Below are 21,595 nucleotides of genomic sequence, written 5' to 3' on the forward strand. Positions count from 1 at the left end.
ATTTATCTTAAAACAGAAACAAAGATCGTAAGCCCATAATTGATACCTATGGTTATCAATTATGGGCTAATTTATCTCTATGCCTTTTTAAAAAATGTTCAGCTATATTGCTTTACAATTAAAGATAAATGTTGAAATTAAGCTAATTATCCGTTTTTTTAGTGTGTTTTTTTACTGTCCATTTCTTATAGATGTAGTGTAGGAGGAAGCCTCTGTACTGATTTATAATATAGTAACTAACAATATAAAGTATACTTCCAAATAAGAAGCTATTAAGAACCATTCCTGTTAAAAAATTCTTTCCTACTTTCGCTCCTAGTTCTAGTCGATTATCCAAATCTTCATCTGCATTCTGAAGCAAAGTTTGATTAAGGTCGATTGGAAATATATATCCTCCCACTACTGTATTCAAGTAAAACATCAACGGAAAGGCCCACATAAAAAACATTCCACCAATAAGGCCTGCTATGCTATTTCCTTTACATAATTTAGCTAAACCTACGGATATTATAAGGCCCAATCCAAAGGTAGGAACAAAGTTCACAACAGAACCTAGACTAAAACCTAGCGCAACTTTATGTGAATGATCTTTTAATCTTAATAGTTTAATAAGTAAGTATTTAAACCGGCGCTTCAAAAACACTAATTTGCTCACATTATTCCTCCTATCTCTTCGCGCTGGCATCCTATCTTTCCTTTTGGTGTCCACCATTACAGAAAGGTTTTTTATTGTATTCAAGATTTAGCGTCACATAAGTAAAAAGAAAAATGAGGTTCAAGAAAAACAGATTTAACCATTATAAGTATATTTATACTTTATATGACAAAATAAATAGTTACCTCCTAATAAATCAAGTGATTTTTGAAAATGTCACAAAAAATTCACAAATAGGTTGTTTCTTTTCTCTTTCTCCCTGCTAAAATTTTATAGTCAAGAACAAGAAAAATATAACATCGGGGGATATACTTAGTGAAAAAGATAATTTCTTCATTAGCTCTATGCTCGTCATTGATTGTGTTACCAACAATAAGCCAGGCAGCTTTAGGAGACAAGCTATTAAAAGAAGGTATGACAGATCCAGACGTAAAAGAATTACAGGATGTTTTAAGACAGAAGGGGATATTTTCAGCTACTTCGACTGGCTATTTTGGTTCAATTACAAAAGATTCAGTTTTAAGCTTTCAGCGTTCTCATAGTTTAACCGCTGATGGAATTGTAGGATCTAATACATATCAAGCGTTAATAGGTAATTCAACAAGTACGGTTACAAACGGTACACTTTTAAAATATGGAATGACTAGCAATGAAGTTGAAAAAGTACAGCAATTGTTAAAGGGAAAAGGTTACTTTAATGCCACACCAACAGGATATTTTGGTACAGTTACTCAAACTGCTGTTATGAATTTTCAACGGGATCATGGCTTAGCCGTGGATGGAATAGTAGGTCCGGCTACTTTAAATGCCTTAAATAACGCATCTAACGGCTCCACTGGTTCTTCAACTGTCAATAGTTCAACGCAAGCGACAGCTAGTGATATTGTTGCTTATTCCAAAAAATTCATAGGCGTACCATATGTGTGGGGAGGAACGTCTCCGAGTGGTTTCGATTGCAGCGGTTTCATTTATTATGTATTTAAAAATGGAGGTGGAGTAACTGTACCGCGAACAGTAGCTACTTTGTATCAGTCAGGAAAAAGTACATCTACTCCAAATGTAGGAGATATTGTGTTCTTTGATACTACTGGAGGTCCTTCACATGCTGGAATTTATATTGGAAACGGGCAGTTTATTCATGCTGGCAGTTCAACTGGTGTAACTATTGCATCGTTAAGTAATTCTTACTGGGCCCCTCGTTATTTAGGAAGTAAATCTATTCTCTAATAGATTACTAGTAAAAAAATATAGCAATTGAAACTAAGCAACTTTATTATTTGTGTAAATAAAGTGAAAAGTCCTGATATATAGTCAGGACTTTTTGTTATAGCAGCGAACAATGGTCTTAATATAAAGGGTGAGCTTGCTTGAAAGAATGAGATGTATGTCTCCTGTAGCAGCTTGTTAATAACAATAACGCTAGCTAACATACACCATTTAGCCATTCAGACGTTAAACACTCCTTATATAAGCTTGTTCCATTGAATGGCTTTTGAATGTTTGAGTGTACGTGTTAAACATCGAAACATTGGTAAGTATTCCTGCAGCAAGCATTAACAATGTAAGCGAAGAACCTCCAAAGCTTATAAAAGGAAGGGTGACACCAGTAATAGGAAGAAGGCCCGTGACAGCCCCAAGGTTTACAAATACTTGAACAGCAATCATAACGGAAATACCGATAGCTAACAGTGCTCCAAAAGGATCACGACACTTAATAGCTGTTTTTAATCCTTTAAAAATAATAAAAAACAGTAGCCCCAATACAAGAAGTACACCCCAAAATCCCAGCTCTTCTGCAATAATGGCCATAATAAAATCCGTATGTGATTCAGGCAAGTAGCCCGTTTTTTGAACGCCTTGTCCTAATCCCATACCTAATATTCCTCCGTTTCCTATAGCCACATAAGAATTAACAAGTTGATATCCATCGCCTTGTTGATTTTCAAAAGGATGCAAGAATCCGGTAAAACGAGCCAAACGCCCCGGAGAAAACAAAAGATCCATGTTTCCGGTTACTAATAAAACGGTTAACATAACAAGTGTTCCAATTAGGCCTAATAAACTAATTTTTAAAATAGATTTCTTTGAAATCCCTGAACATAACACAATAGCTGCAACTGTTCCTAAAATAAGCAAGGCTCCGCCATAGTCAGGCTGCAAGATAATTAAGAAACAAATAAAAAGCACAACCACCATAGGTGGAAGAATCGACCTTTTTAAATCATTGATATACTCTTGTTTGTTTGCAAAAACAGCGGCTAAATAGATAATAAGCGTTAATTTTGTTATTTCTAACGGCTGAATAGCAATAGGCCCTATTTTAAACCAACTTTGTGCATTACCTGCTGTATGTCCAAAAGCTAAAACTAAAATAAGGAGTGAAATAGTGACACCTAATAAAAATTTTAATACTGCTTTTTCTTGATAAATTTTATATGGTACGATAGCTGCTAATGTGAAAAGGGTAAAGCCTGCTATAAGAGCAAGCTTTTGTTTTTTATAAAAATAATCCCCAGATACACCATAACGGCTAATTGCTGTTACCATGCTGGCACTATAAACCATAATTAAACCGATCAGGCTTAGAACAATTAACGCAGCAATAAATTTGTAATCGTAACACTTTAGAATTTTTTTGAACATAAAAAACTCCTCCTAAAAAAACGACCTAATAACGGCTATATATAAGAGAGAAAATAAAAAAATACACATATATTTCAATACTTTTATACGAATCTTTAGGTCTAAATTTATCTCTTTAGCCATTTTTTTATTAGTCATTGTATTACCTCACATCCTGATCAAACATATAAGCTTTTGATCGAAAGCTTATATTTAATACTAGTCCCATCAAAAACATCGTACTCATTAACGCACTTCCCCCGTAGCTTATAAACGGCAGTGGTATTCCCGTTATCGGAAGAAGTCCTATACACATGCCCACATTTTCTAAAACATGAAAGAAAACAATTGAAATAACGCCGGTACAAATGTATGTAGAGAATTGATCTTTCGTATGAAATGCGACGGTAATAATTTGGTAAATCAGCACCATAAATAAGAAAAGAATAAGGCTAGTTCCTAAGAAGCCGTAACTTTCTCCAATTGCACTAAAAATAAAGTCTGAATGTTTTTCGGGCACATATACTGAAAATTTTGATGTATCTCTTCCTGAAATGGATCCGGCACCTATTGCTTTTAACACTTGCATATAGTTGTAAGACAAGCTGCCTGCATAAGATTCTGGATCAAACCACGCATAGATACGATCAAACTGATAGGATTGAACGTGCAAATATTTTTCCAATATTTTTGGGTGGTTTAAAACCATATATAAAATACCTGAAGCGATTCCTATAATTGAAGTAAAGGTAGGAAGAATGAGCTTAAAACTTACTCCTGAAACGAATATCATGACAAAGAATAAAAAGATCATCACAAGTGCCGTTCCTAAATCGGGCTGCTGCATAATAAGAAGAATAGGGACCGCTAACGTAGCTCCTAGCTTTCCAACGAGTAAAACGTCGCTTCTTATATCTCTTACGCGAAATTTTTCGTTATGATTTCGTATCACTTTACTAAATGCTAAGATTAAAGAGATTTTTGTGAACTCTGACGGCTGTATCGATCCAATACCAGGAAGGACGAACCAGCTTTTTGCACCATTTTTGACAGGAGCAATACTTTGGGGAGAAACGATGAGTAAAATAAGGATAAAAATATTTAGCCCATAAAAGAACCATGTGAATCGGTCCCATTGTTCCTCATCGGGCCTCATGGTGATGAAGATAATCCCAATACCTACTGCGTACCATTCAACTTGTTTAATTACGAAGTTTGTAGAATACTGTCCTGTTTTTTGCGCGTTATAAATAGCTATACAGCTAATGATAAAAAACAGCAGCATTGTAAAAGCAAGACCATAATTAAAGCTTTCTGACTTCTTACGTTCCATCTTTAAAACACCTTTTCTTTATTAAATTTCCATTCCAATTACTGAATATAAGTTTCTCTAATATATGCTAGAAAAATATCAATAAAATCGATTTCTTCTCATGATCTATCACAAACCTCCAATCTGTTTTACCCGTGATGTTTTATATAAAAGGTCTACCATACGATAGCGTGTATAATCAAAACGTGTATTAGCCCTAATTTAGTGAAAAAGATATTTTCTTGACTTCAGCTTATTTTTTTTGTTAAATACTATAAATTTGCCTAAAGGAAACTTTTTGAGCATAAGAAACCCTTTGGAAATAAAATTTTGACTTAGAACAGACTGAAATGCCTATAGGTATTAACAATTCATATATTTAAATGCTAATTAATTTTTCCTTAGGGAAACAGTTTAACATTGAGGAAAAATATTTGTCTAATAAAAACCTTGAAATTTAACTAAAAACCGAATTACTTTCGTTAAATCAGTATAGAAAACTAATGATGTAACTAACTCTCTTTACACTAAAAAACTGACCATTATGGTCAGTTTTTTAAGGTTAATAAATAAGTTATTTTGCTCACTTCTCATATCGTTTGTAATTTTATCATTGAAAAATGAAAAATAAGTGAAAAAAACAATATTGATACAAATAAGTTAAAAAATATTTAATTTTGTATAAAATTCATGTGATTCATAAAAATATTGAGAAAGAACGTTCGTTGAAATTTTTAATGTTAACTTTTATATAAAAGCTGTGATTGCTTACAGAATGCAAAGTTCTTTTGAAAGCACCTTTTTATTTTTATGAATATTGAGCTTTATGATACGATATGAAGTGAATTTTTTAAATGAGGGTCTATATGCAAAAAATTAAAGGTAAAAGAATAAAAATCAGTATATTTATGCTGGGATTAGGGGTTGTTTTTTTTCTGTTTGCCGGGAAAGAGCTTGTGGTAAACGAAAAGCCGGTAAAATCTGACGTGATTATTGTGTTAAGTGGTGATAATGATCGACTGGAGAAAGGAATTGAATTATATAAAAAAGGCTATGCGGCTCATTTAATCCTTTCGAATGGTCAAGAGAATAATTTTTATCATCAAGCCAAGGAATCAGGGATACCTGAGAATTCAATTATATTAGAAAATCACGCTACAAGTACTACGGAAAACGCTAAATTCACAAAAAGGCTAATGATGAACTATCATTTTCAATCCGCTATCGTTGTTTCTTCCAACTATCATATGAAAAGGGTAGAAAAAAACTTTAATAAAGAATTTAAGGATACCCAAATACAATTAACCTATTGTTCTAGTGGAAGTCGCTATTATAATCCACAGAGATGGTGGGAAACTGCTTTAAATAGAAAAGTTACCTACACAGAATACGTCAAGCTTATTGGCAATTATTTTGGTTTTAGCGGAAAGAAATCTAAAGAATTATTAAGAGAATTTATCTAACAAAATCGTATAAAAAGTCCATAGGGGATGTCTCTATGGACTTTTTGCTATTTAAAATTACGATTAGTTGAACGTAATCTTGTAAGCTCATATGAAACGGAATGATAATGGATTACTTGTTTAACATAAAGGAAAGCACGGTGCCCCATATAAAGATTACTAAATAGAATAATCTTTGCAGCAGACCGGTAGGCATAGGAACAAAAAATACAAACATAATGAGTATGAGGATGACTAGTAAGGAGACTAAACAGCCATAAGTCCAATACTTGCTGCTGGTTAAAGATGACGCATACATCCAAAGACCAGCTAAAACAGTGATCATGCCAAGTTGAGCGAATATTGAATGCCAAAATAAATTTATATCAGCCGGTATAAAGCCTGAAACAATGTTACCCAAAGCTAATATAAGAATAAAAGCTGTTGCTAGTTGGGTTATTTTTGTTTTCTTTAGGTTTTGTGAAATGTACAGAACACCAATTGAAAGTGTTAATCCGTTTATAATAAACAATACGTTCATCCAGAAATGGTGAGGAGAGCAAATTTCATGAGGTGCAATTGAATAGGTATATGTTCCACAAGAAGTTACGCCAAGATCACTCATTGCGTGATGTAAAAAACTGTAGGGAGCAGTTGAAGTCAAAATAAAAAAAGGTTCAACTAAAAAATACAAGCAAGTAGCAAACCAGCTTAAAATGCCAAGCTTTTTCGATATATACAGAATCATCACCTCTTAAAAAGTGTTATATACGAATTGTATATCCAAATAATGTTAAACAGAATGGTCTTGAAGCCTATTTTTACGTAGGGCTTGAGGTTGATGCGAGGAAGGAGGACAAAGTGTTTAAACTTGAAGGTGCTTAGGAAAAGACCTCTTTACTAATGTTTTGTAGCGGTAAAGAGGTCCAAAAGCTGCTTAATTAGAAATGAATAACGGCTGATTATTCCCCCCCATACGTAAAGTTAATGCATTCTAAATGCGGTGACATTCAAGACGTTTTCTCTAGAATTTTATAATCTGATGTTTTTTGAATATCTACATCATATTCATGTGCAAATGTTTCTAATTCCTTAAAAACATTTGGTGGATTAAATAATGCTATTCGCATATTCCACCCGTTTTCTACTTTTACTACTGCCAATTTTGTTTTCCAACTTAACCGTTTAAATACAATTCTTTTAATGTCCATTGGTTTAACGGTTATTGCATATACTTTAAACCATAATATATATGTTCTATAGGTTAAACTATCTTTGTCTATTTGAAATTCATATCTGAGGCACAGGGAAAGAAACGAACAAAGGATAGCAAAAAGAAGTAAAAAATCAAATGCTTTATATTGAACTGCTTGGATGCATAATAAAGCATTTAAAGGTAATAGAGTGAAAATAATAGTTTTTTGAGCAGTAGCTTTAAATAACATAGAATCTCCTTTCTTTAGTAAATAAGCCAACTGGTTTTTTCTATGATATTATTTAAGTGTTAATTTAGATTAGATTTATATTGGGAGGTCTTTTACATGTATAATACCATTTCAGATTTTATCAAAGAATGGAACAACGAAGCTATGCTAACTCAAAAAGTTTTGGATAGCTTAACAGATGATTCATTGAAACAACAAGTTTACCCTGAAGGACGTACGTTAGGAAGAATTGCTTGGCATTTTACAACCAATATTCCAGATTATCTAACTGAATTTGGACTGAGCATAGACAGAATAGAAAGTACAGCAAGCGTTCCATCTTCTGCCCAGGAAATCGCTATAACCTTTAAAAATGTAAGTTCTCACGCTGCTAAAATCATTGAACAGCAATGGACAGATGAATCTTTAGAACATACGCAAGAAGCATTCGGAAGAACCCAATCAAATGCCACAATCTTAATGGGACTAATCAAGCATATTGTTCATCACCGAGGTCAAATTACCATTCTGATGCGTCAAGCAGGACTAAAACCGCCTGGAGTTTATGGGCCTCCAAAAGAAGATTGGGTTCATTTAGGTGTGGAAAACTCACCGCTTTAATAATATCAGGTAAATAAAAAAGAGGCTGTCCATAGAAAATACTATAAAATTTTTTTCTAGGCAGCCTTTAGGTAAAACCTAATTAAACAGTTAGTACTTACTCTGAAAAAGCTTTTGAGCACTGCACAACACCTTGCATATTTTTTAATAATCCCTCTGTTAACTCTAAGGTCATAAAGAATTCTTCAGGAAAGTCAAAAGGTTCTTTCTTATCGCTGTATTCTTCATTTTAAAAAGCGCTTTTCACAACTTCTTCAGTTTTATTATATTCTTCAGTGAGTTCTTGTTTAATTAAGATATCCATAATTAGTATGTATATATTTTATAGTGTTATATTTTATGAGTCCACCTTTAATACATAATATTTGTAAATTTTTATGGTAAAACATACTATATATGTTAAATTATAGTGTGTGAAGAAGGGGTAATATCTGATGTTGAACGTATTATTTATATGTTTAGTAAGCTGCTTCATTATTTGTATTGGGAAACGTGTATGGAAAAAAGGTAATACTAATTTCATTGCTGGGTATGGAAAGATATTTACACCTAAGGATGAAAAACAGCTCGCTAAAGGAATTGGCCTTATTATTATGTTATTTGGCTTTGGATCTATAATATTCCCCATTCTCCCTTTGTTTTTTGAAGGGATTGGCTTTTATTATGGATTGCTGGTTGTGTTGAACTTCTTCGCTATATTTGGACTTATGATAAAGGATCAGGTGCAGGGAAAAGTCTAAGGAGGAGAAATATGAAAAAGTTCTATCTTGGTTTGTTTGTTATTTGTTTAGTATTTATCATTTCCGCTTGTTCAAAAACCGAATATGTAAACAATGTTGAGTACTTAAAATTACAAAAAGCAGAGGTACTATTAACAAATGATAAAAAAATCGTTGGGGAAATGATAGTTCCTGATAAAAAGAATAAAAGTAAACATATCGTTCCAACGGAGTTACGCTATACATTTACGATGGAAAATACGTCTAATAATATTATGGCTCTCTCTGATTTTGCTAAAACAAACATTCGCATAGAACCAGATAAGGAGTTAGTATCAGCTGTAAAAGAAGCAATTGGTTCAAATATTTATAATATGGATAACAACAAGTTAGGTATTGGTATGAGTATAGGAGAAATTCCATCTAAAGGAACAAGTAAATTTACTCTTAGTTATACCTTAGGAGCAAAGGAAAAAAATAATGAATTACCTCTTTTGCCAACTGAAGAAAAACTAAAAAAGCTACAAGCTAATGCGTTAAAGGGTACACTCATTATCTCCCAAGATGACAAGGATATTGTAAAGTTTAGGTTAGATTCAAGCCAATAAACATGATTACAAGTTTAAATAATAGATTAATAGCTCGCTAATCCTGTATATCGTCAGCGTTAGCGAGCTATTGTTTTTATATTTATACGCTTGTATGTGGATTTACTTTTTCAAAAAATAAAATTGATTAGCCTTACTTATTTGGTTACGATAAGCGCTCGAATAATTTCATTCCAATAGTATTTGAAGTTTTTGTCACTTGTATTTTTTTGCATTAGAACGGTTTGTTCCTTTGTATTCTCTTTTTTTATAGACATTATGATTTCCCCTTATCTCTTTATATTTAGTATGTTGTGGTTTGATTTACCATATTTTATAATGAAATTAGTAATCGTTACAGATGAACATTACGATTGAATCAATTGAAATATCCGATTATAAAGAGGTGAGGAAAATCGAAATAAAACAACTGATTACGTTTAAAACAGCTGCAGAAAATTTAAATTTTACATATACAGCTAAAATTTTGAACTTTGCTCAATCAAGCGTTACCGCTCAAATAAAAGCTCTTGAAAATGAACTTGAAACTCCTTTATTTGAACGTCTCGGAAAGCGCTTGGTTTTAACAGAGGCAGGTCGAGAATTTAAAAGGTACGCCGATAAAATGATTCAATTGACTAAGGAAGCAAAAAACGCTGTAAGTGGAGTGGAAGAGCCTGCGGGTACACTTATTATTGGATCTTCTGAAAGCCAGTGCACGTATAGATTGCCTCCAATATTAAAAGAGTTCAAGGATCAATTTCCAAAGGTTAAAATGATCTTTAAGCCCACTTACTCTCAAGCACAAACAAGAGCGCAGCTACTAGACGGCACTCTTGATATCGCCTTTACGATGGAGCCTATCCAGCATCATGATGCAAATCTACATACACAATGTCTTGTTGCAGAAGACTTGAAAATTATTGCTGCTCCTCAGCATCCTTTAGCTGATAAAACGGATATCTACTTAGAAGAGCTTGAAAATGAGACTCTTTTGTATACTGAGTCGGGGTGTTCATACCGGGTAGTATCGGAAAATTTGTTTCGCGAGGCGGGTATTTGTACATCAACTAAATTTGAATTTGCAAGCGTGGAAGCTATTAAGCAATGCGTCATGCTAGATTTAGGTATTGCGATATTGCCCGAAGTAGTAGTAAAAGGAGAGCTTGAGAAAGGCGTGTTAAAAGAATTGGCTTGTACTAAAATTGATACGCCTCTTTATACACAAATGTTTTGGCATAAAGATAAATTTATGTCTCTTCCTTTACAATCTTTTATTCAATTGGCTTACAGTACTTTTGGTTTAAATTATATAGGTATCGAAAGTAAAAAACTCTAGGTGTAATATGCTGACTAAAGAATTACACTGGATACATAAAATAATCTAATATCTTTCCTAATAAGATAAGAGGTGAAGGAAATCTTCATTCCTTCGCTAATATATAGATGAACCTTAATAAACTAGATTTTAATTGGTGAAATCTGAGTTAGGAGTTGATCTAATTTGAAAATGCGAGTAAATCAAATTGAACTAAATGGTTTAACATTTCAATATCGAGAGGCAGGCGAAGCTTCGGCACCCGCTATTATTGCACTTCACGCTTTGGGAATGAGTGCAGAGTCTTGGGATGAAGTAGCAGCTGTATTAGGAGAGGAATATCGATTTTTAGCTTTAGATCAGCGAGGACACGGTGGAAGTGAAAGAACCGGCACCTATACGTTTGAACTTATGTGTGATGACTTACTTCAGTTCGTAAATGTGATGAATTTGGAGCGTTTTACGTTGATTGGGCATTCTATGGGGGGGACGGTGTCCTATCTTTTTTCTGAAACATTTCCAGAAAGGGTAGATCGGCTGATTGTTGAAGATACTCCTCCACCTTTTACAGGAGAAAAGTTCGAAATTCCTGCCAAACCGCCTGGTTCTTTACCGTTTGACTGGGAGGTTGTACCTTCAATTCTTCAACAGTTAAACAACCCCAATCCTAAATGGTGGGGAAGTCTTACAGAGATAATTGCACCTACTCTCATCATAGGAGGAGGATCCAGCCATATTCCTCAAGATAAATTGCAAGAAGTTTCTAAGCGCATTCCAAATTGTAAATTAGTAACGATAGAAGGGGCTGGACATGAGGTGCATGCAGGAAACTTATCCGCTTTTTTAACTGCTGTGAAAAGCTTCCTTGATTCGTGACTTTCTGGAGCTTTTATTTAATTTGAAAGTTTGGTGAAGTAAATAACATGGTAAAAGTTATTAAACTTTTATAGAAAGGGAGACTATACGTTAGTCTCCCTTTTAATCCTCAAATATGTTAATATATGAATTAAATGTAATAAAATTCATAATAAAATAATTTTTATGGAAGATAAATAAACGCCTTTTAATAGTTATAGGGAATACTATAACTCATTAAATGAGCATGTTTGAAAGGAGGAGAGTGTCTTGTTGAAATTTATAGAAAAAGGTTTTTTCTACGGCCTTATTTTAGGAGTATCATTAAGTTTCTTTGTGATTCCATATAAAGAAGTCCAATCAGTGGGTGATGGTGTAACAGAAACAACGTATTTAAACCTTACTGATTTTATTATTCATCTAATTCGTTTTAGTGTAGTTATAGCTGTACTGGGAGCGGTGATAGGTTTCTTTGTTTATAGAAAAAAGAGTTTGGAGTGATTCACCCAAGCTTTTTTCTACTGGTGATTAAGTACATTATGGTAGCTGCTAGTTAAATGGTGCCATATAAACATATATCTAGTTTGCAGAGGACCAAATTGAAACAACGTTTTAGTCAATATTCACTGTGGTTATCGTTGCTTGGGATGGCTGTTGGTGTTGGACGATACCTTACACCCATACATAGCCCCAACATTTTGTATGTATGTATGTATGTATGTATTACCCTTTATTCGATAGGATTCTCATGTGGAATAATAGCTTTTGGAAAACAAGAAAAAGGGTTGATGAAATATTTTAGTTTAATCTTTTTTGCAGTAATCCCAATATTTATTATGACGAGCTTTTTATTTTTTGCAATGAATTTTGGTGAAAAATAAAAGAAGGTAGTTATAATAAATATTTTCATGTTAAAATTTGTATGTGAGATGTAAAAACACAATTCGGTTGGTAGTCCGGATGCATTGATATGTATTAATGTCAGTAACCTTCCCCTCCTCGGGATGTCCATCATTTCATAGTATGTTTAGAGGAGGGAATCGTTATGTCACTAACGATTTACCATGATGGTCAGTTTTGGGTAGGAATTATTGAAGTTGTAGAAGGCGGTAAGTTAAAAGCATTTCGTTATGTATTTGGAACAGAACCGAAAGATGCAGAGATATTAGACTTTATTTATGACAGACTGCTAGAGGTGATTAATCAATCAGTTCATGCAGGTATTGATGTAAAAATAAAATCTAATAAAAAGGTAAATCCAAAACGTTTACAACGCCAAGTAGCAAAAGAAAGAAATAACGTTGGTATTTCGACTAAAGCTCAAGAAGCCATGAAGCAAGCTTACGAAGAAAAGAAAAAAAGTAGAAAAAAGAAAGCTAAACGATATCGTGAAGAGCTGAAGGAACAAAAGTATTCCATAAAGAAACAAAAGGCAAAAGCTAAGCACAAAGGCAAATAGAAGACAAATAAAGAGCCTTATTTAAGGCTCTTTATTTGTTCTTATTCTTCTACGATAGGAACATTCTTAAAAAATTGTTCTCGAATAGTTGCCGATTTAACTGCTTTATTAATCTTCTCTTTATTATTATCTATAAATTGCTGTGCGTTTTCTTTATCAAATAACTCATTGCTACTTGGTAAAGTTTGAATGTTTTTGGAAATGAATTGTTTCATTTCTTGTCTAGATACTGAGAATTTCTGATCATCTATTTTAAAACTGTACCCCTCAGTATTAGGTATTAGTATCGTTAAATAAATAGCCCTCTTTAGTACCATACATTATTTTTGGTGTTTTATTATGTAAATCAATTTCTTTAAATGTTTCCCCTCCAGGCAATGCTCTTACGATAGCTACTACGTTAGAATTATCTCCAACATAAGTTCCACTGTGGTCTTTAAGATCTTTTACATCAACAGTGTTAATGCTTGTGACTTCTTCTTTTGAAGAACAGCCGGTTATACCTACAAGGATTAATAAGATTAAACCAAAAAGTACCTTAAAATATTTCATAATAACCTCCATTTTCTTACTTTAATACCCTTATGTGGATATTTCACGAATTATCAGTGTATCGTAAATGTGATGTTTTGAAAAGTTGTAGGTACTTTTGTACAAAACACCCTTTGCTATAGGAAACGTTTTGTCTACTGTAAGTAGAAGGAAGGAACTTTGAAACATGAAAAGACCCCAAAGCTTTCTTAAAAAAACGCTTTGAAGTCTTCATATCTCATGTTTTGATTTTAGGAGCTAATCCTTACAATTGATTTGATGATTTGTTCCCAGTCTTCACTATGGACTTCATGTCCCGTACGATCAAGAGCTATTAAATTAGCATGAGCAATAGCTTTTGCAAGAGCAAGTCCATGTTCGTATGGGAGTGCCGGATCTTCTGTTCCATGAATAATCAGTGTAGGTATAGTAATTTCACTCAATCTGTCATAATATTGGCCTCCTCCTTGAAGCAAAGCATGGTTAAATCTACTCGGCAGCTGTTTGGCGCGGGCAGCTTCTCTTTCTGCTAGCTTATACATTCTTTTCTCTTCATAAGGTTTTGTTCCACTTAAAATTTTCCATCCACCTGCAAGGTAGGGAACAGTCTCCTCTTGATTTGACCAGTCTATGGAAGCGCTCTTCGTGTGGTAATCAAGTATCCGCTGATCCATTGGGGGCAATTTTTCCGCCTCCGTTCCAAATACGCTTGATGCAATTAAAGTAAGGGAGTCTATGCGATCCGGATATCTAAGAGCAAGGATTTGTCCTATCATCCCGCCCAAAGACATTCCCACAATATGGGCTTTGTCTATAGAGTAAGCATCTAAAACACCAATTGCATCGTCAGCCATATCCGTTATTGTATAGTTAGACGTACCGGGTGGATAAGTGGTAGATCGCCCTAAATCACGATGGTCGTAACGAATAACAAATCTCTCATGTTCAGCGAGGCGAAGACAGAAGTCTTCATCCCACCAATCTAATGAAGACATTGCTCCCATTATTAAAAGTACAGCAGGATTCTTGGGGTTTCCAAAACTTTCTGTACAAATCTCAACGTTATCAATTTTTATTATCTCTTCATTCATTCGTGTACCTCCTTTTAAGTGTTAGAGAAATGAAAAGCAGTCCTTTATTCAGTTCTCTAACATAGGGATATTTCCTTTTAGAATTTTATTTAGGAAATCCATTATTCTACCTATCTCTTTACCTTTTTACTAAAAAGTAAAATATAACGTTCTTGAAAATGTAACTAAGGAAAGAGCCTAAACTTGTTGGAGACTAGGGGGATTCAGCTTTTGCTGTCTGAAACATGTTGATAAGGCAGGAAAGTTGAATGCATGTATGGAAAAATACTTATGTGAGGTGAAATAAAAATGAATGATTACTATGGAGAAAATACCTTTTAAACTTTAATTACATTTTTTCATTTATTACAACTTGATAGATTAATATACATATACAGGATTGCTGAGTTCGTGTGCTATTGGTGAGTATATGAATTCAACGTTCTCATGAGGAGATGCTTTATGAAGCGGTTAATAAATAAAATTGCGATTGTTACTGGTGCTAGTCGGGCAAAAGGTATTGGTACTGAAATATGCAGGGAATTAGCTAGAGAAGGCGCAGATATTTTTTTCACTCATTGGTCAAAGTATGATCGTTTAATGGATTATTGCAATGAGGATGATTTTAAATGGTCGAAACATCTTATAGAAGAAATTCGCAGTCTGGGAGTGCGATGTGAATCAATGGAATTGGATTTATCGCAACCTGATGCACCAAGAAAGCTGCTTGGTGAAGTTCAAAACAAACTAGGCTCTCCATCAATCCTTGTAAATAATGCAACACATTCCGTGGACGTAGATTTTCGTTCTATAGATGCTGATATGCTTGATGCTCATTATAACGTGAATGTTAGAGGAACGTGTCTTTTGACTGTTGAGTTTGCACGTCTAATCGAAGGTAAGCATGGCGGTCGAATTATTAATATGGTTTCAGGTCAAGATAAGTCACCTGAGCCTGGGAATTTGGCTTATGTTGCAACAAAAGGGGCTGTTTCTACGTTTACTAAATCAGTTGCTATTGAATTAGCACCTCTTAAAATTACTGTTAATGCTGTAGATCCTGGACCAACTAACACTGGCTGGATGAACAGTGAGTTAAAGGAAGAGCTACTGCCAAAGTTCCCAATGGGTCGACTTGGTGAGCCCCGCGATGCCGCAAAATTAGTTATCTTTTTAGCAAGTGAAGAATCAGAATGGATTACTGGACAAATTATTCACTCAGATGGAGGCTTTTGGTGATTTAACATAGTAGCGGTCTTCCACTTTTTAGCGGATTTTTGTATGAAACAAGCAGTTAAAAGGATCTTCGAATGAAGATTCTTTTTTATAATGTAACGTAATATGACGATAACCGATTTTCTCCACTTTATTAGTCAGTCCCAAAGGATTGTTGATGGGCTACAAAAGAAAAAGTACGGGCTTTTCTAAATCAGTAGTAAAATGAGATATTTCATTTATGACGAATGCTTTATCATTTTCACTTATTGACGACAAATAGGATATATTCAGGGGGAATGTTTATATGTCAAGCTTTGAGGACGAAGAAGTGCTAACAGGAGGGAATGTCTCTAACGTTTATCGCTTGGGAGATACTGTACGACGAGAATTAAAATCAGATAGTCATAAATTTCATAAACTATTAAAGCATTTAGAGAACAAAGGTTTTAGTTATGCACCAAAATTTTTAGGCATTGATGAAAAAGGGAGAGAGGTCTTGTCATTTATTGAAGGTGAAGCTGGTAATTATACCTTGAAGAAATATATGTGGTCTGACGATGTTTTAATAGAAATAGGGAAAATGCTCCGTCTTTATCATGATTCAGTGAGTGATTTTTCATTTGATGACAGCTGGAAATCAATAGATAACACTCCTAAACCATTTGAGGTACTATGTCATAATGATTTTGCCATATACAACATCATTTTTAAGCACAAAAGACCAGTAGGCGTCATTGATTTTGATGTTGCTGGGCCTGGTCCAAGAATTTGGGACATTGCTTATACTCTTTATACGTGCGTCCCCTTAAGTAGATTTTATCTTTCTGACACAGGTGAGAGGATTTATTATAATTCATTGCAGCACGCTCAACATATAAACCAAAGAGTGAATTTATTTTTTGAATCTTACGGCGAAGAAGTACAAGAAGGTTATTTGGAATTGGTATTGCTGAGATTAGAGGGGTTATGTAAAACAATTACAAGAAAAGCCAGCGAAGGCGACAGTGCGTTCCAGAAAATGATACACCAAGGGCATCTTGAACATTATCAAAATGATATTAAATTTATTCGTGAACATAGGAAAGAATGGGTTTAAGGATAAGTTTTAATTGAAGAAGCAACACACTTTTATTAAAAAGCATGTCTATAACATCCTTTATGTAAATGATGGCTGTTATTCCTGGTAGAGGAGCACTTGTTATGCGAATTATTAATATTAGAGAACAGGTATAGTACAAAGATAAAGCTATTGAATATATTCAGAGATTGTATTTAATAGATTAACTATTAATTTTTATTTAAAATGTTTTTTACTGTTTCAATCAGTGAATAGCGGGTATAAATTGATTATACAAGCGTAGTGCCCCCCAGGAACATGCATGTATATTTCTTTTTCTTACTTACCCTGTTTGAATCCTCTTTTTATGGAGGGTTCTTTTTTTTGCGTCTAAGAGGTATAACTTTTTTAATTATATATATCAAACTCTTTAACATATATGTATTTTATACTCAATAAATCAATGCAACAACAGCAATATAAGATGAAAGAGATTCAGTGTGTTTGTAAGTTGCAGCAACAAAAACAATCGTTATGCACTAAGAGCTAGCTTTTTATATGTGCCCTCGAAAGAGCATCATGTTGACTAGGGGGGAATGTAAGAAGTATTGCAGAAATACTATGGACAGGGATGGCCAAATTTTCAATTTGTAAAATATTTTTTTTGGTTTTACGCGTTTTGCTTATGCCAATTTTTGTTTTTTTTATAGTATGTACTATAAATGTATAGGGAGGTGAAGTTATGCCAGGACGTCGTAGTGGAGGTCGCCGTACATCTCAATCTCAATCTCGTTCTATAGTAGATAATTTTCGAAGAGGAGATAAAATTCAAGTTTTTTCTGCAGGAAGACAGCTTGATGGAAATGGTACGTTTATTCGAGCAGAAGGCGGATTTTTAGTATGGGAAGATAATTCAGGTAATAGAAATACGACTAGTTTAGAAAGTATCAGCGTTCGCAGATTAAGAAAACGTAGTTGCTAATAATTTGGACAGGCTCTGATTTTATATAAATAAAAAACACCTTCAAGCTGATAACCGGGTATGGAGTACCGAGCAATCACTTGGAGGTGTTTTTTCTGATGAAAAAACTGGTGATTCTGTTTTGAATGTATCCATTAGGTAGCATTTTTAGAAATTAAATATTGATAGTTGCTTCCTCACTAGTGGTACATGAGCTAATTTATATAAAAGCGACTTACTCAGTTTGTAAGGGGAAAAGTAACTTTAATCTCTGTTCCAGCATGTTCTTTGCTTTGTATATCAATTTCTCCTTTATGGAGGTTTACAATATTTTTAGCAATAGCTAATCCGAGTCCACTTCCTCCTGAATCCCGTTTGCGGGCTTTGTCTACTCGATAAAACCTTTCAAAAACATGAGATTGTTCGTCTTCTGGTATGCCAATGCCATAATCTTTTATTCGGAGAATCGCTTTATGCTGATTACTTTCCAAAAAGACCTCAATTACATCGGTACTATACTTTATAGCATTATCTAAAAAGATAATGATCACTTGTTTCAGCTTCAATTCATCTCCCTTGATGGAAATGGAGTGGGAATTTTTATGCAGAATAATAGGTCGGTCATAAACTTGCATGAACTGAGTTACAAGGGCTGTGCTGAGAGAGACAAGGTCAACTGATTTTATATCAACAGGTTCGGAGTCCTCTAATTCAGCTAAACTTAATAGTGTTTTAGTCAAATTTTTCATTCTATTTGTTTCTGAATAAATAGCCTCAATTGCTTCTTTTGCTATTGTTTCGTCTTGTGTTCCATGCCTTCTAAGAATCGTAATAAAACTGCTAATAACAGTCACAGGTGTTTTTAACTCATGAGAGGCATCGGAAATAAATTGCCTTTGTTTATCTGAGTTTTCCTTCAGTTTACTAATCATACGGTTAAATGTAGCTGCCATTTTGTACACTTCATCTTTTGTTTCAGTTTGTATACCAATCTTTTTCAGCGTTCCACTTTGTTCAATATCTTCCATTGTAGAGATCATTGATACAATAGGCTTCATAATGATAGCTGATAGCCATCTGCCAGCTAGAAAAGAGAGAAGAACAGAAACCAGGGTAACAGTCCCCATTATGGATAAAATAATATCTTTGCGGCTTTCTAGTCCTGATAACCGCTCACTTATTTCTAACGTGCCGATTACTTTGTGATTCTGATGAATCGGTACGTGAACTACTAAATTTTGATGTTCTTGAAAAGGTCTAAGTTCAAAGTTCTTTTCTGTTGAAAAAGTAGGGGGGATTTTTTGAACAAGGACTTTGTCGTTAGTGACTTGATTAATAGTTGTAGAGTTCGGCCCAACGATTCGAATAAAAGAGTGACTAGGCATGTAAGAGTTTAAAAGGTTTTTGTCTAGTGTTAAGGATTTGGAAATGTGGTATTTTTTCAACATTTCACTCGCATTTTTAAAGACTAAGTGTGCTTCCATATTAACGGTCGTTTTCATAAATAAGAAAAATACAATCGTATTTACAATGAGCAAGCTGACTAACAAAGAAACTGTAATAAACAAGTTAACCTTGGTAGTAATTTTCATATGGTTCCTTTCTTATCACATATCCTACTCCTCTGACGGTGCGAATCAAGGGAGAGTTAATCTCTTCTTCTATTTTCTTTCTCAAATGTCCAATATACACATCTACTACGTTTGTTTCTCCTTCATAATCGTAGCCCCAAACGGTCAAGAGGATATTTTCTCTGCTCAGTACGATATTTTGATTTTTTAGTAAATAAACAAGCAAATCATATTCTTTCGGGGTTAGTATAATCGTTTTGTTTTTTCTTATCACTTCTCTGGTCTCTAAATTCACAGATAAATCTTCTATTGATAAATGAACATCTTTTTTTTCAGTAACTTCTTGAATGATAGCTCCATGGCGAAGACTATTGCGCACCCTTGCTAATACTTCTTCTATTTCGAAGGGCTTGGTGATGTAATCATTTGCTCCATGATCTAGTCCCATCACTTTATCTAGCGTAGTGTCACGGGCTGTCAAAAGAATAACAGGGAGGCAGGCGTTCTTTTTTCTAATTCTTCGAAGGACTTCGATACCGCTAAGTTCTGGAAGCATAACGTCTAATAAAACTAGATCAATGCTATTATGTAAAGCAGCTTCAAGGCCGCTTTTTCCTTCATGCTCTACGAATACTTTGTATCCTTCATGTTCAAGCTCAATTTGAAGAGCTCGTGCAATCATTTCTTCATCTTCAACGATTAAAATACGGTTTTGCATGCAGCTTCTCCTTTCCCGTCGTTCAAAATATAATAAATGCCATTTGGACAAGATAAGTTCCTGTTTAGTTTGACTTTCTTTTTAGTGAACCGCTATAGACTAATACCTTTCATAAGGCGGAAGGTTTCAAGAAGCAAAACGTTTAACCCTAGCCATACTCCTCCAAATACATATCCTGCTGCAATATCGCTGGGATATTGTATGCTGAGGTACAAACGACTAATCGCAATAAGCAATAAAATAAGAATGGCTGCTATTGGTGCTAATGTAGGAGTCCATAATCTTTTAGAGTGTCGAACCAGCATAAATACAGCAAACCCATAAATAACAAAAGCCATCAAAGACTGCTCGCTTGGAAAGGTGTATGAAAGCTGTTCTATCAACGATTTTCTAATAGGGGAGAAATGGTGGAAAATTCGTCTTAGGCTTTCTTCGTATAGCTCTCCGCCGCCTGCAACAGCTACCAGAGATAATAATTCGATTTTTTTATCTCTGCCTTTCCATAAAATCCACACAAGTGTAAAGGAAATTAATGCCACCAGAACTTGCCTGGATCCCAGCATGAAAAATATCCGCATTGGTACATTCCAATCTTTATTAAAAAGGGCTGTTATTAATAGACTCGTTATTTTGTTAAAATCTCCAAACTCGTTTGCGATAAAGTCTTGCGTCATTCCAATCATAAGCAGAATAAACCCTAATGTTACTAATGCTGTAAATATAAAAACAAGCCCTGCCCGTTTCCGCGTATGAAACACATTTACTATCCACTTGAGACAATTAATTGCTATCTTTTTAATCGTTACTTTGAACTTTTTATAAATGTAAAGAGCAACGAACAAACTTACAGCTGCAATCATCCCAATGATAAAGTACTTCTTGATAGAATTATGAAACTGTTCCCACTGAGGTCCTAATAACTTTCCTAGAGTAATAAATGTGGTGACCCAAAGAAATGATCCGCTATAGGCGTACAGTGCATACGTACGAAAAGGAAGCCGAGTAATTCCTGAAAAATATCCTGTAATATGTCTAATAACAGGGAGGAAATAAGCAATAATCAACAGTTTGTTTCCATGCACACTAAACCATTTTGACATTCTTTCAATTCGCTCTGGCCCCATATGAAGGGTTTTTCCGTATTTATCAAAAAAAGGAGTCCCTAACTTATAACCAACTCCGTAGGCTATGGTCATTCCAACCATACTCCCCATATCAGCCACCAAGATACTTCCCATCCAGCTCAAATGTCCTTGAAAGGCAAGAACCCCAGCGTAGCCCATGAGCAGCTCCCCTGGAAGAGGAAGAGCGAGCAGTTCCAGCATCAATGCTAGAAACAGCACGATATATCCGTATTGATTTATATAAGATGTGATAAAATCCATGGTTTGTCCTTCTTTCATAATATGTATTTGCCTAAAGCACAGTGAATAACTCAAATATGCTTGAATTTGA

22 protein-coding genes are annotated in these 21,595 nt (G+C 34.3%); 12 read left to right on the plus strand and 10 right to left on the minus strand.

Annotation, left to right across the window (positions count from 1 at the left end; all coding sequences use genetic code 11):
• Positions 1-142: 142 nt before the first annotated feature.
• On the minus strand, positions 143-655 hold the full coding sequence (locus ACFX4R_RS20785) for a DUF2062 domain-containing protein (protein ID WP_162213978.1): 513 nt from the start codon (positions 653-655) through the stop codon (positions 143-145).
• Between the two features lie 315 nt (positions 656-970).
• Between ACFX4R_RS20785 and ACFX4R_RS20790 the strand changes: the two genes are divergently transcribed.
• Entirely contained in the window at positions 971-1,882 is a 912-nt protein-coding gene (locus tag ACFX4R_RS20790; protein ID WP_043980712.1) for a C40 family peptidase, read from the plus strand.
• 225 nt (positions 1,883-2,107) lie between these two features.
• Here the strand turns inward: ACFX4R_RS20790 and ACFX4R_RS20795 are convergent, their stop codons facing one another.
• Together ACFX4R_RS20795 and ACFX4R_RS20800 are read right to left on the minus strand one after the other, a co-directional pair.
• Complete coding sequence (locus ACFX4R_RS20795) at positions 2,108-3,298, minus strand: FtsW/RodA/SpoVE family cell cycle protein (RefSeq protein ID WP_043980715.1); 1,191 nt, start codon at positions 3,296-3,298, stop codon at positions 2,108-2,110.
• A 142-nt stretch (positions 3,299-3,440) separates the two neighbouring features.
• Entirely contained in the window at positions 3,441-4,610 is a 1,170-nt protein-coding gene (locus tag ACFX4R_RS20800) for an FtsW/RodA/SpoVE family cell cycle protein (protein ID WP_043980717.1), read from the minus strand.
• A gap of 845 nt (positions 4,611-5,455) precedes the next feature.
• Between ACFX4R_RS20800 and ACFX4R_RS20805 the strand changes: the two genes are divergently transcribed.
• Positions 5,456-6,052 (plus strand): YdcF family protein, encoded by a 597-nt coding sequence (locus ACFX4R_RS20805; protein WP_377570206.1) that lies wholly within the window; start codon positions 5,456-5,458, stop codon positions 6,050-6,052.
• A 112-nt stretch (positions 6,053-6,164) separates the two neighbouring features.
• On the opposite strand, the gene ACFX4R_RS20810 is transcribed toward ACFX4R_RS20805, so the two are convergent.
• Positions 6,165-6,779 (minus strand): DUF998 domain-containing protein, encoded by a 615-nt coding sequence (locus tag ACFX4R_RS20810; RefSeq protein WP_377570208.1) that lies wholly within the window; start codon positions 6,777-6,779, stop codon positions 6,165-6,167.
• A 262-nt stretch (positions 6,780-7,041) separates the two neighbouring features.
• Positions 7,042-7,476, minus strand: coding sequence for a hypothetical protein (locus ACFX4R_RS20815; RefSeq protein ID WP_043980721.1), 435 nt, complete (start codon positions 7,474-7,476; stop codon positions 7,042-7,044).
• A gap of 96 nt (positions 7,477-7,572) precedes the next feature.
• On the opposite strand from ACFX4R_RS20815, the gene ACFX4R_RS20820 reads away from it, so the two are divergent.
• From ACFX4R_RS20820 to ACFX4R_RS20850, 7 genes are all read left to right on the plus strand, one after another.
• The gene (locus tag ACFX4R_RS20820; RefSeq protein ID WP_162213981.1) at positions 7,573-8,076 is read left to right on the plus strand and encodes a DinB family protein; all 504 of its coding nucleotides are present in this window, start codon (positions 7,573-7,575) and stop codon (positions 8,074-8,076) included.
• 434 nt (positions 8,077-8,510) lie between these two features.
• On the plus strand, positions 8,511-8,816 hold the full coding sequence (locus ACFX4R_RS20825; RefSeq protein WP_377570210.1) for a hypothetical protein: 306 nt from the start codon (positions 8,511-8,513) through the stop codon (positions 8,814-8,816).
• Between the two features lie 11 nt (positions 8,817-8,827).
• On the plus strand, positions 8,828-9,403 hold the full coding sequence (locus ACFX4R_RS20830; protein WP_162213988.1) for a hypothetical protein: 576 nt from the start codon (positions 8,828-8,830) through the stop codon (positions 9,401-9,403).
• Between the two features lie 394 nt (positions 9,404-9,797).
• A complete protein-coding gene (locus ACFX4R_RS20835; RefSeq protein ID WP_377560551.1) occupies positions 9,798-10,721 on the plus strand; it encodes a LysR family transcriptional regulator in 924 nt (307 codons plus the stop codon).
• A gap of 165 nt (positions 10,722-10,886) precedes the next feature.
• On the plus strand, positions 10,887-11,576 hold the full coding sequence (locus ACFX4R_RS20840) for an alpha/beta fold hydrolase (RefSeq protein ID WP_340448422.1): 690 nt from the start codon (positions 10,887-10,889) through the stop codon (positions 11,574-11,576).
• A 249-nt stretch (positions 11,577-11,825) separates the two neighbouring features.
• Entirely contained in the window at positions 11,826-12,056 is a 231-nt protein-coding gene (locus ACFX4R_RS20845; RefSeq protein WP_162213991.1) for a hypothetical protein, read from the plus strand.
• A 544-nt stretch (positions 12,057-12,600) separates the two neighbouring features.
• Positions 12,601-13,014, plus strand: a complete 414-nt coding sequence (locus ACFX4R_RS20850) for a YjdF family protein (RefSeq protein ID WP_162213992.1) — start codon at positions 12,601-12,603, stop codon at positions 13,012-13,014.
• Between the two features lie 273 nt (positions 13,015-13,287).
• Here ACFX4R_RS20850 and ACFX4R_RS20855 read toward each other — a convergent pair whose 3' ends face one another.
• Entirely contained in the window at positions 13,288-13,566 is a 279-nt protein-coding gene (locus ACFX4R_RS20855; RefSeq protein WP_377570215.1) for a DUF4825 domain-containing protein, read from the minus strand.
• A 230-nt stretch (positions 13,567-13,796) separates the two neighbouring features.
• The gene (gene mle / locus ACFX4R_RS20860) at positions 13,797-14,636 is read right to left on the minus strand and encodes an alpha/beta fold macrolide esterase (RefSeq protein WP_043980736.1); all 840 of its coding nucleotides are present in this window, start codon (positions 14,634-14,636) and stop codon (positions 13,797-13,799) included.
• A gap of 441 nt (positions 14,637-15,077) precedes the next feature.
• On the opposite strand from mle, the gene ACFX4R_RS20865 reads away from it, so the two are divergent.
• The 3 genes from ACFX4R_RS20865 (at position 15,078) to ACFX4R_RS20875 (ending at position 17,872) form a co-directional block, all read left to right on the plus strand.
• Entirely contained in the window at positions 15,078-15,854 is a 777-nt protein-coding gene (locus ACFX4R_RS20865) for an SDR family oxidoreductase (protein WP_377570218.1), read from the plus strand.
• 283 nt (positions 15,855-16,137) lie between these two features.
• Positions 16,138-16,929, plus strand: a complete 792-nt coding sequence (locus ACFX4R_RS20870) for an aminoglycoside phosphotransferase family protein (RefSeq protein ID WP_377570220.1) — start codon at positions 16,138-16,140, stop codon at positions 16,927-16,929.
• A gap of 703 nt (positions 16,930-17,632) precedes the next feature.
• On the plus strand, positions 17,633-17,872 hold the full coding sequence (locus ACFX4R_RS20875; RefSeq protein WP_043980742.1) for a hypothetical protein: 240 nt from the start codon (positions 17,633-17,635) through the stop codon (positions 17,870-17,872).
• Positions 17,873-18,090: 218 nt separating this feature from the next.
• Here ACFX4R_RS20875 and ACFX4R_RS20880 read toward each other — a convergent pair whose 3' ends face one another.
• The 3 genes from ACFX4R_RS20880 to ACFX4R_RS20890 form a co-directional block, all read right to left on the minus strand.
• A complete protein-coding gene (locus ACFX4R_RS20880) occupies positions 18,091-19,443 on the minus strand; it encodes a sensor histidine kinase (RefSeq protein WP_043980744.1) in 1,353 nt (450 codons plus the stop codon).
• Positions 19,421-20,140 carry a response regulator transcription factor gene (locus ACFX4R_RS20885; RefSeq protein ID WP_043980746.1) on the minus strand — a complete coding sequence of 240 codons (720 nt, stop codon included), beginning with the start codon at positions 20,138-20,140 and terminating at the stop codon, positions 19,421-19,423. The genes ACFX4R_RS20880 and ACFX4R_RS20885 overlap by 23 nt, the downstream gene beginning before the upstream one ends.
• A gap of 92 nt (positions 20,141-20,232) precedes the next feature.
• Positions 20,233-21,525 (minus strand): VTT domain-containing protein, encoded by a 1,293-nt coding sequence (locus ACFX4R_RS20890; protein ID WP_377570223.1) that lies wholly within the window; start codon positions 21,523-21,525, stop codon positions 20,233-20,235.
• Between the last annotated feature and the right edge of the window lie 70 nt (positions 21,526-21,595).

The sequence above is a fragment of the Priestia sp. YIM B13490 genome (genome assembly GCF_042787735.1).
Lineage (GTDB): Bacteria > Bacillota > Bacilli > Bacillales > Bacillaceae_H > Priestia > Priestia megaterium.

Excerpts from the sequence above, each read along its gene's own strand:
- mle (WP_043980736.1), bottom strand. The coding sequence starts at position 14,636 with ATGAATGAAGAGATAATAAAAATTGATAACGTTGAGATTTGTACAGAA.
- ACFX4R_RS20875 (WP_043980742.1), top strand. The coding sequence starts at position 17,633 with ATGCCAGGACGTCGTAGTGGAGGTCGCCGTACATCTCAATCTCAATCT.
- ACFX4R_RS20850 (WP_162213992.1), top strand. The coding sequence starts at position 12,601 with ATGTCACTAACGATTTACCATGATGGTCAGTTTTGGGTAGGAATTATT.
- ACFX4R_RS20795 (WP_043980715.1), bottom strand. The coding sequence starts at position 3,298 with ATGTTCAAAAAAATTCTAAAGTGTTACGATTACAAATTTATTGCTGCG.
- ACFX4R_RS20825 (WP_377570210.1), top strand. The coding sequence starts at position 8,511 with ATGTTGAACGTATTATTTATATGTTTAGTAAGCTGCTTCATTATTTGT.
- ACFX4R_RS20800 (WP_043980717.1), bottom strand. The coding sequence starts at position 4,610 with ATGGAACGTAAGAAGTCAGAAAGCTTTAATTATGGTCTTGCTTTTACA.
- ACFX4R_RS20885 (WP_043980746.1), bottom strand. The coding sequence starts at position 20,140 with ATGCAAAACCGTATTTTAATCGTTGAAGATGAAGAAATGATTGCACGA.
- ACFX4R_RS20815 (WP_043980721.1), bottom strand. The coding sequence starts at position 7,476 with ATGTTATTTAAAGCTACTGCTCAAAAAACTATTATTTTCACTCTATTA.
- ACFX4R_RS20870 (WP_377570220.1), top strand. The coding sequence starts at position 16,138 with ATGTCAAGCTTTGAGGACGAAGAAGTGCTAACAGGAGGGAATGTCTCT.
- ACFX4R_RS20805 (WP_377570206.1), top strand. The coding sequence starts at position 5,456 with ATGCAAAAAATTAAAGGTAAAAGAATAAAAATCAGTATATTTATGCTG.
- ACFX4R_RS20855 (WP_377570215.1), bottom strand. The coding sequence starts at position 13,566 with ATGAAATATTTTAAGGTACTTTTTGGTTTAATCTTATTAATCCTTGTA.
- ACFX4R_RS20820 (WP_162213981.1), top strand. The coding sequence starts at position 7,573 with ATGTATAATACCATTTCAGATTTTATCAAAGAATGGAACAACGAAGCT.
- ACFX4R_RS20890 (WP_377570223.1), bottom strand. The coding sequence starts at position 21,525 with ATGGATTTTATCACATCTTATATAAATCAATACGGATATATCGTGCTG.
- ACFX4R_RS20810 (WP_377570208.1), bottom strand. The coding sequence starts at position 6,779 with ATGATTCTGTATATATCGAAAAAGCTTGGCATTTTAAGCTGGTTTGCT.
- ACFX4R_RS20830 (WP_162213988.1), top strand. The coding sequence starts at position 8,828 with ATGAAAAAGTTCTATCTTGGTTTGTTTGTTATTTGTTTAGTATTTATC.
- ACFX4R_RS20865 (WP_377570218.1), top strand. The coding sequence starts at position 15,078 with ATGAAGCGGTTAATAAATAAAATTGCGATTGTTACTGGTGCTAGTCGG.
- ACFX4R_RS20880 (WP_043980744.1), bottom strand. The coding sequence starts at position 19,443 with ATGAAAATTACTACCAAGGTTAACTTGTTTATTACAGTTTCTTTGTTA.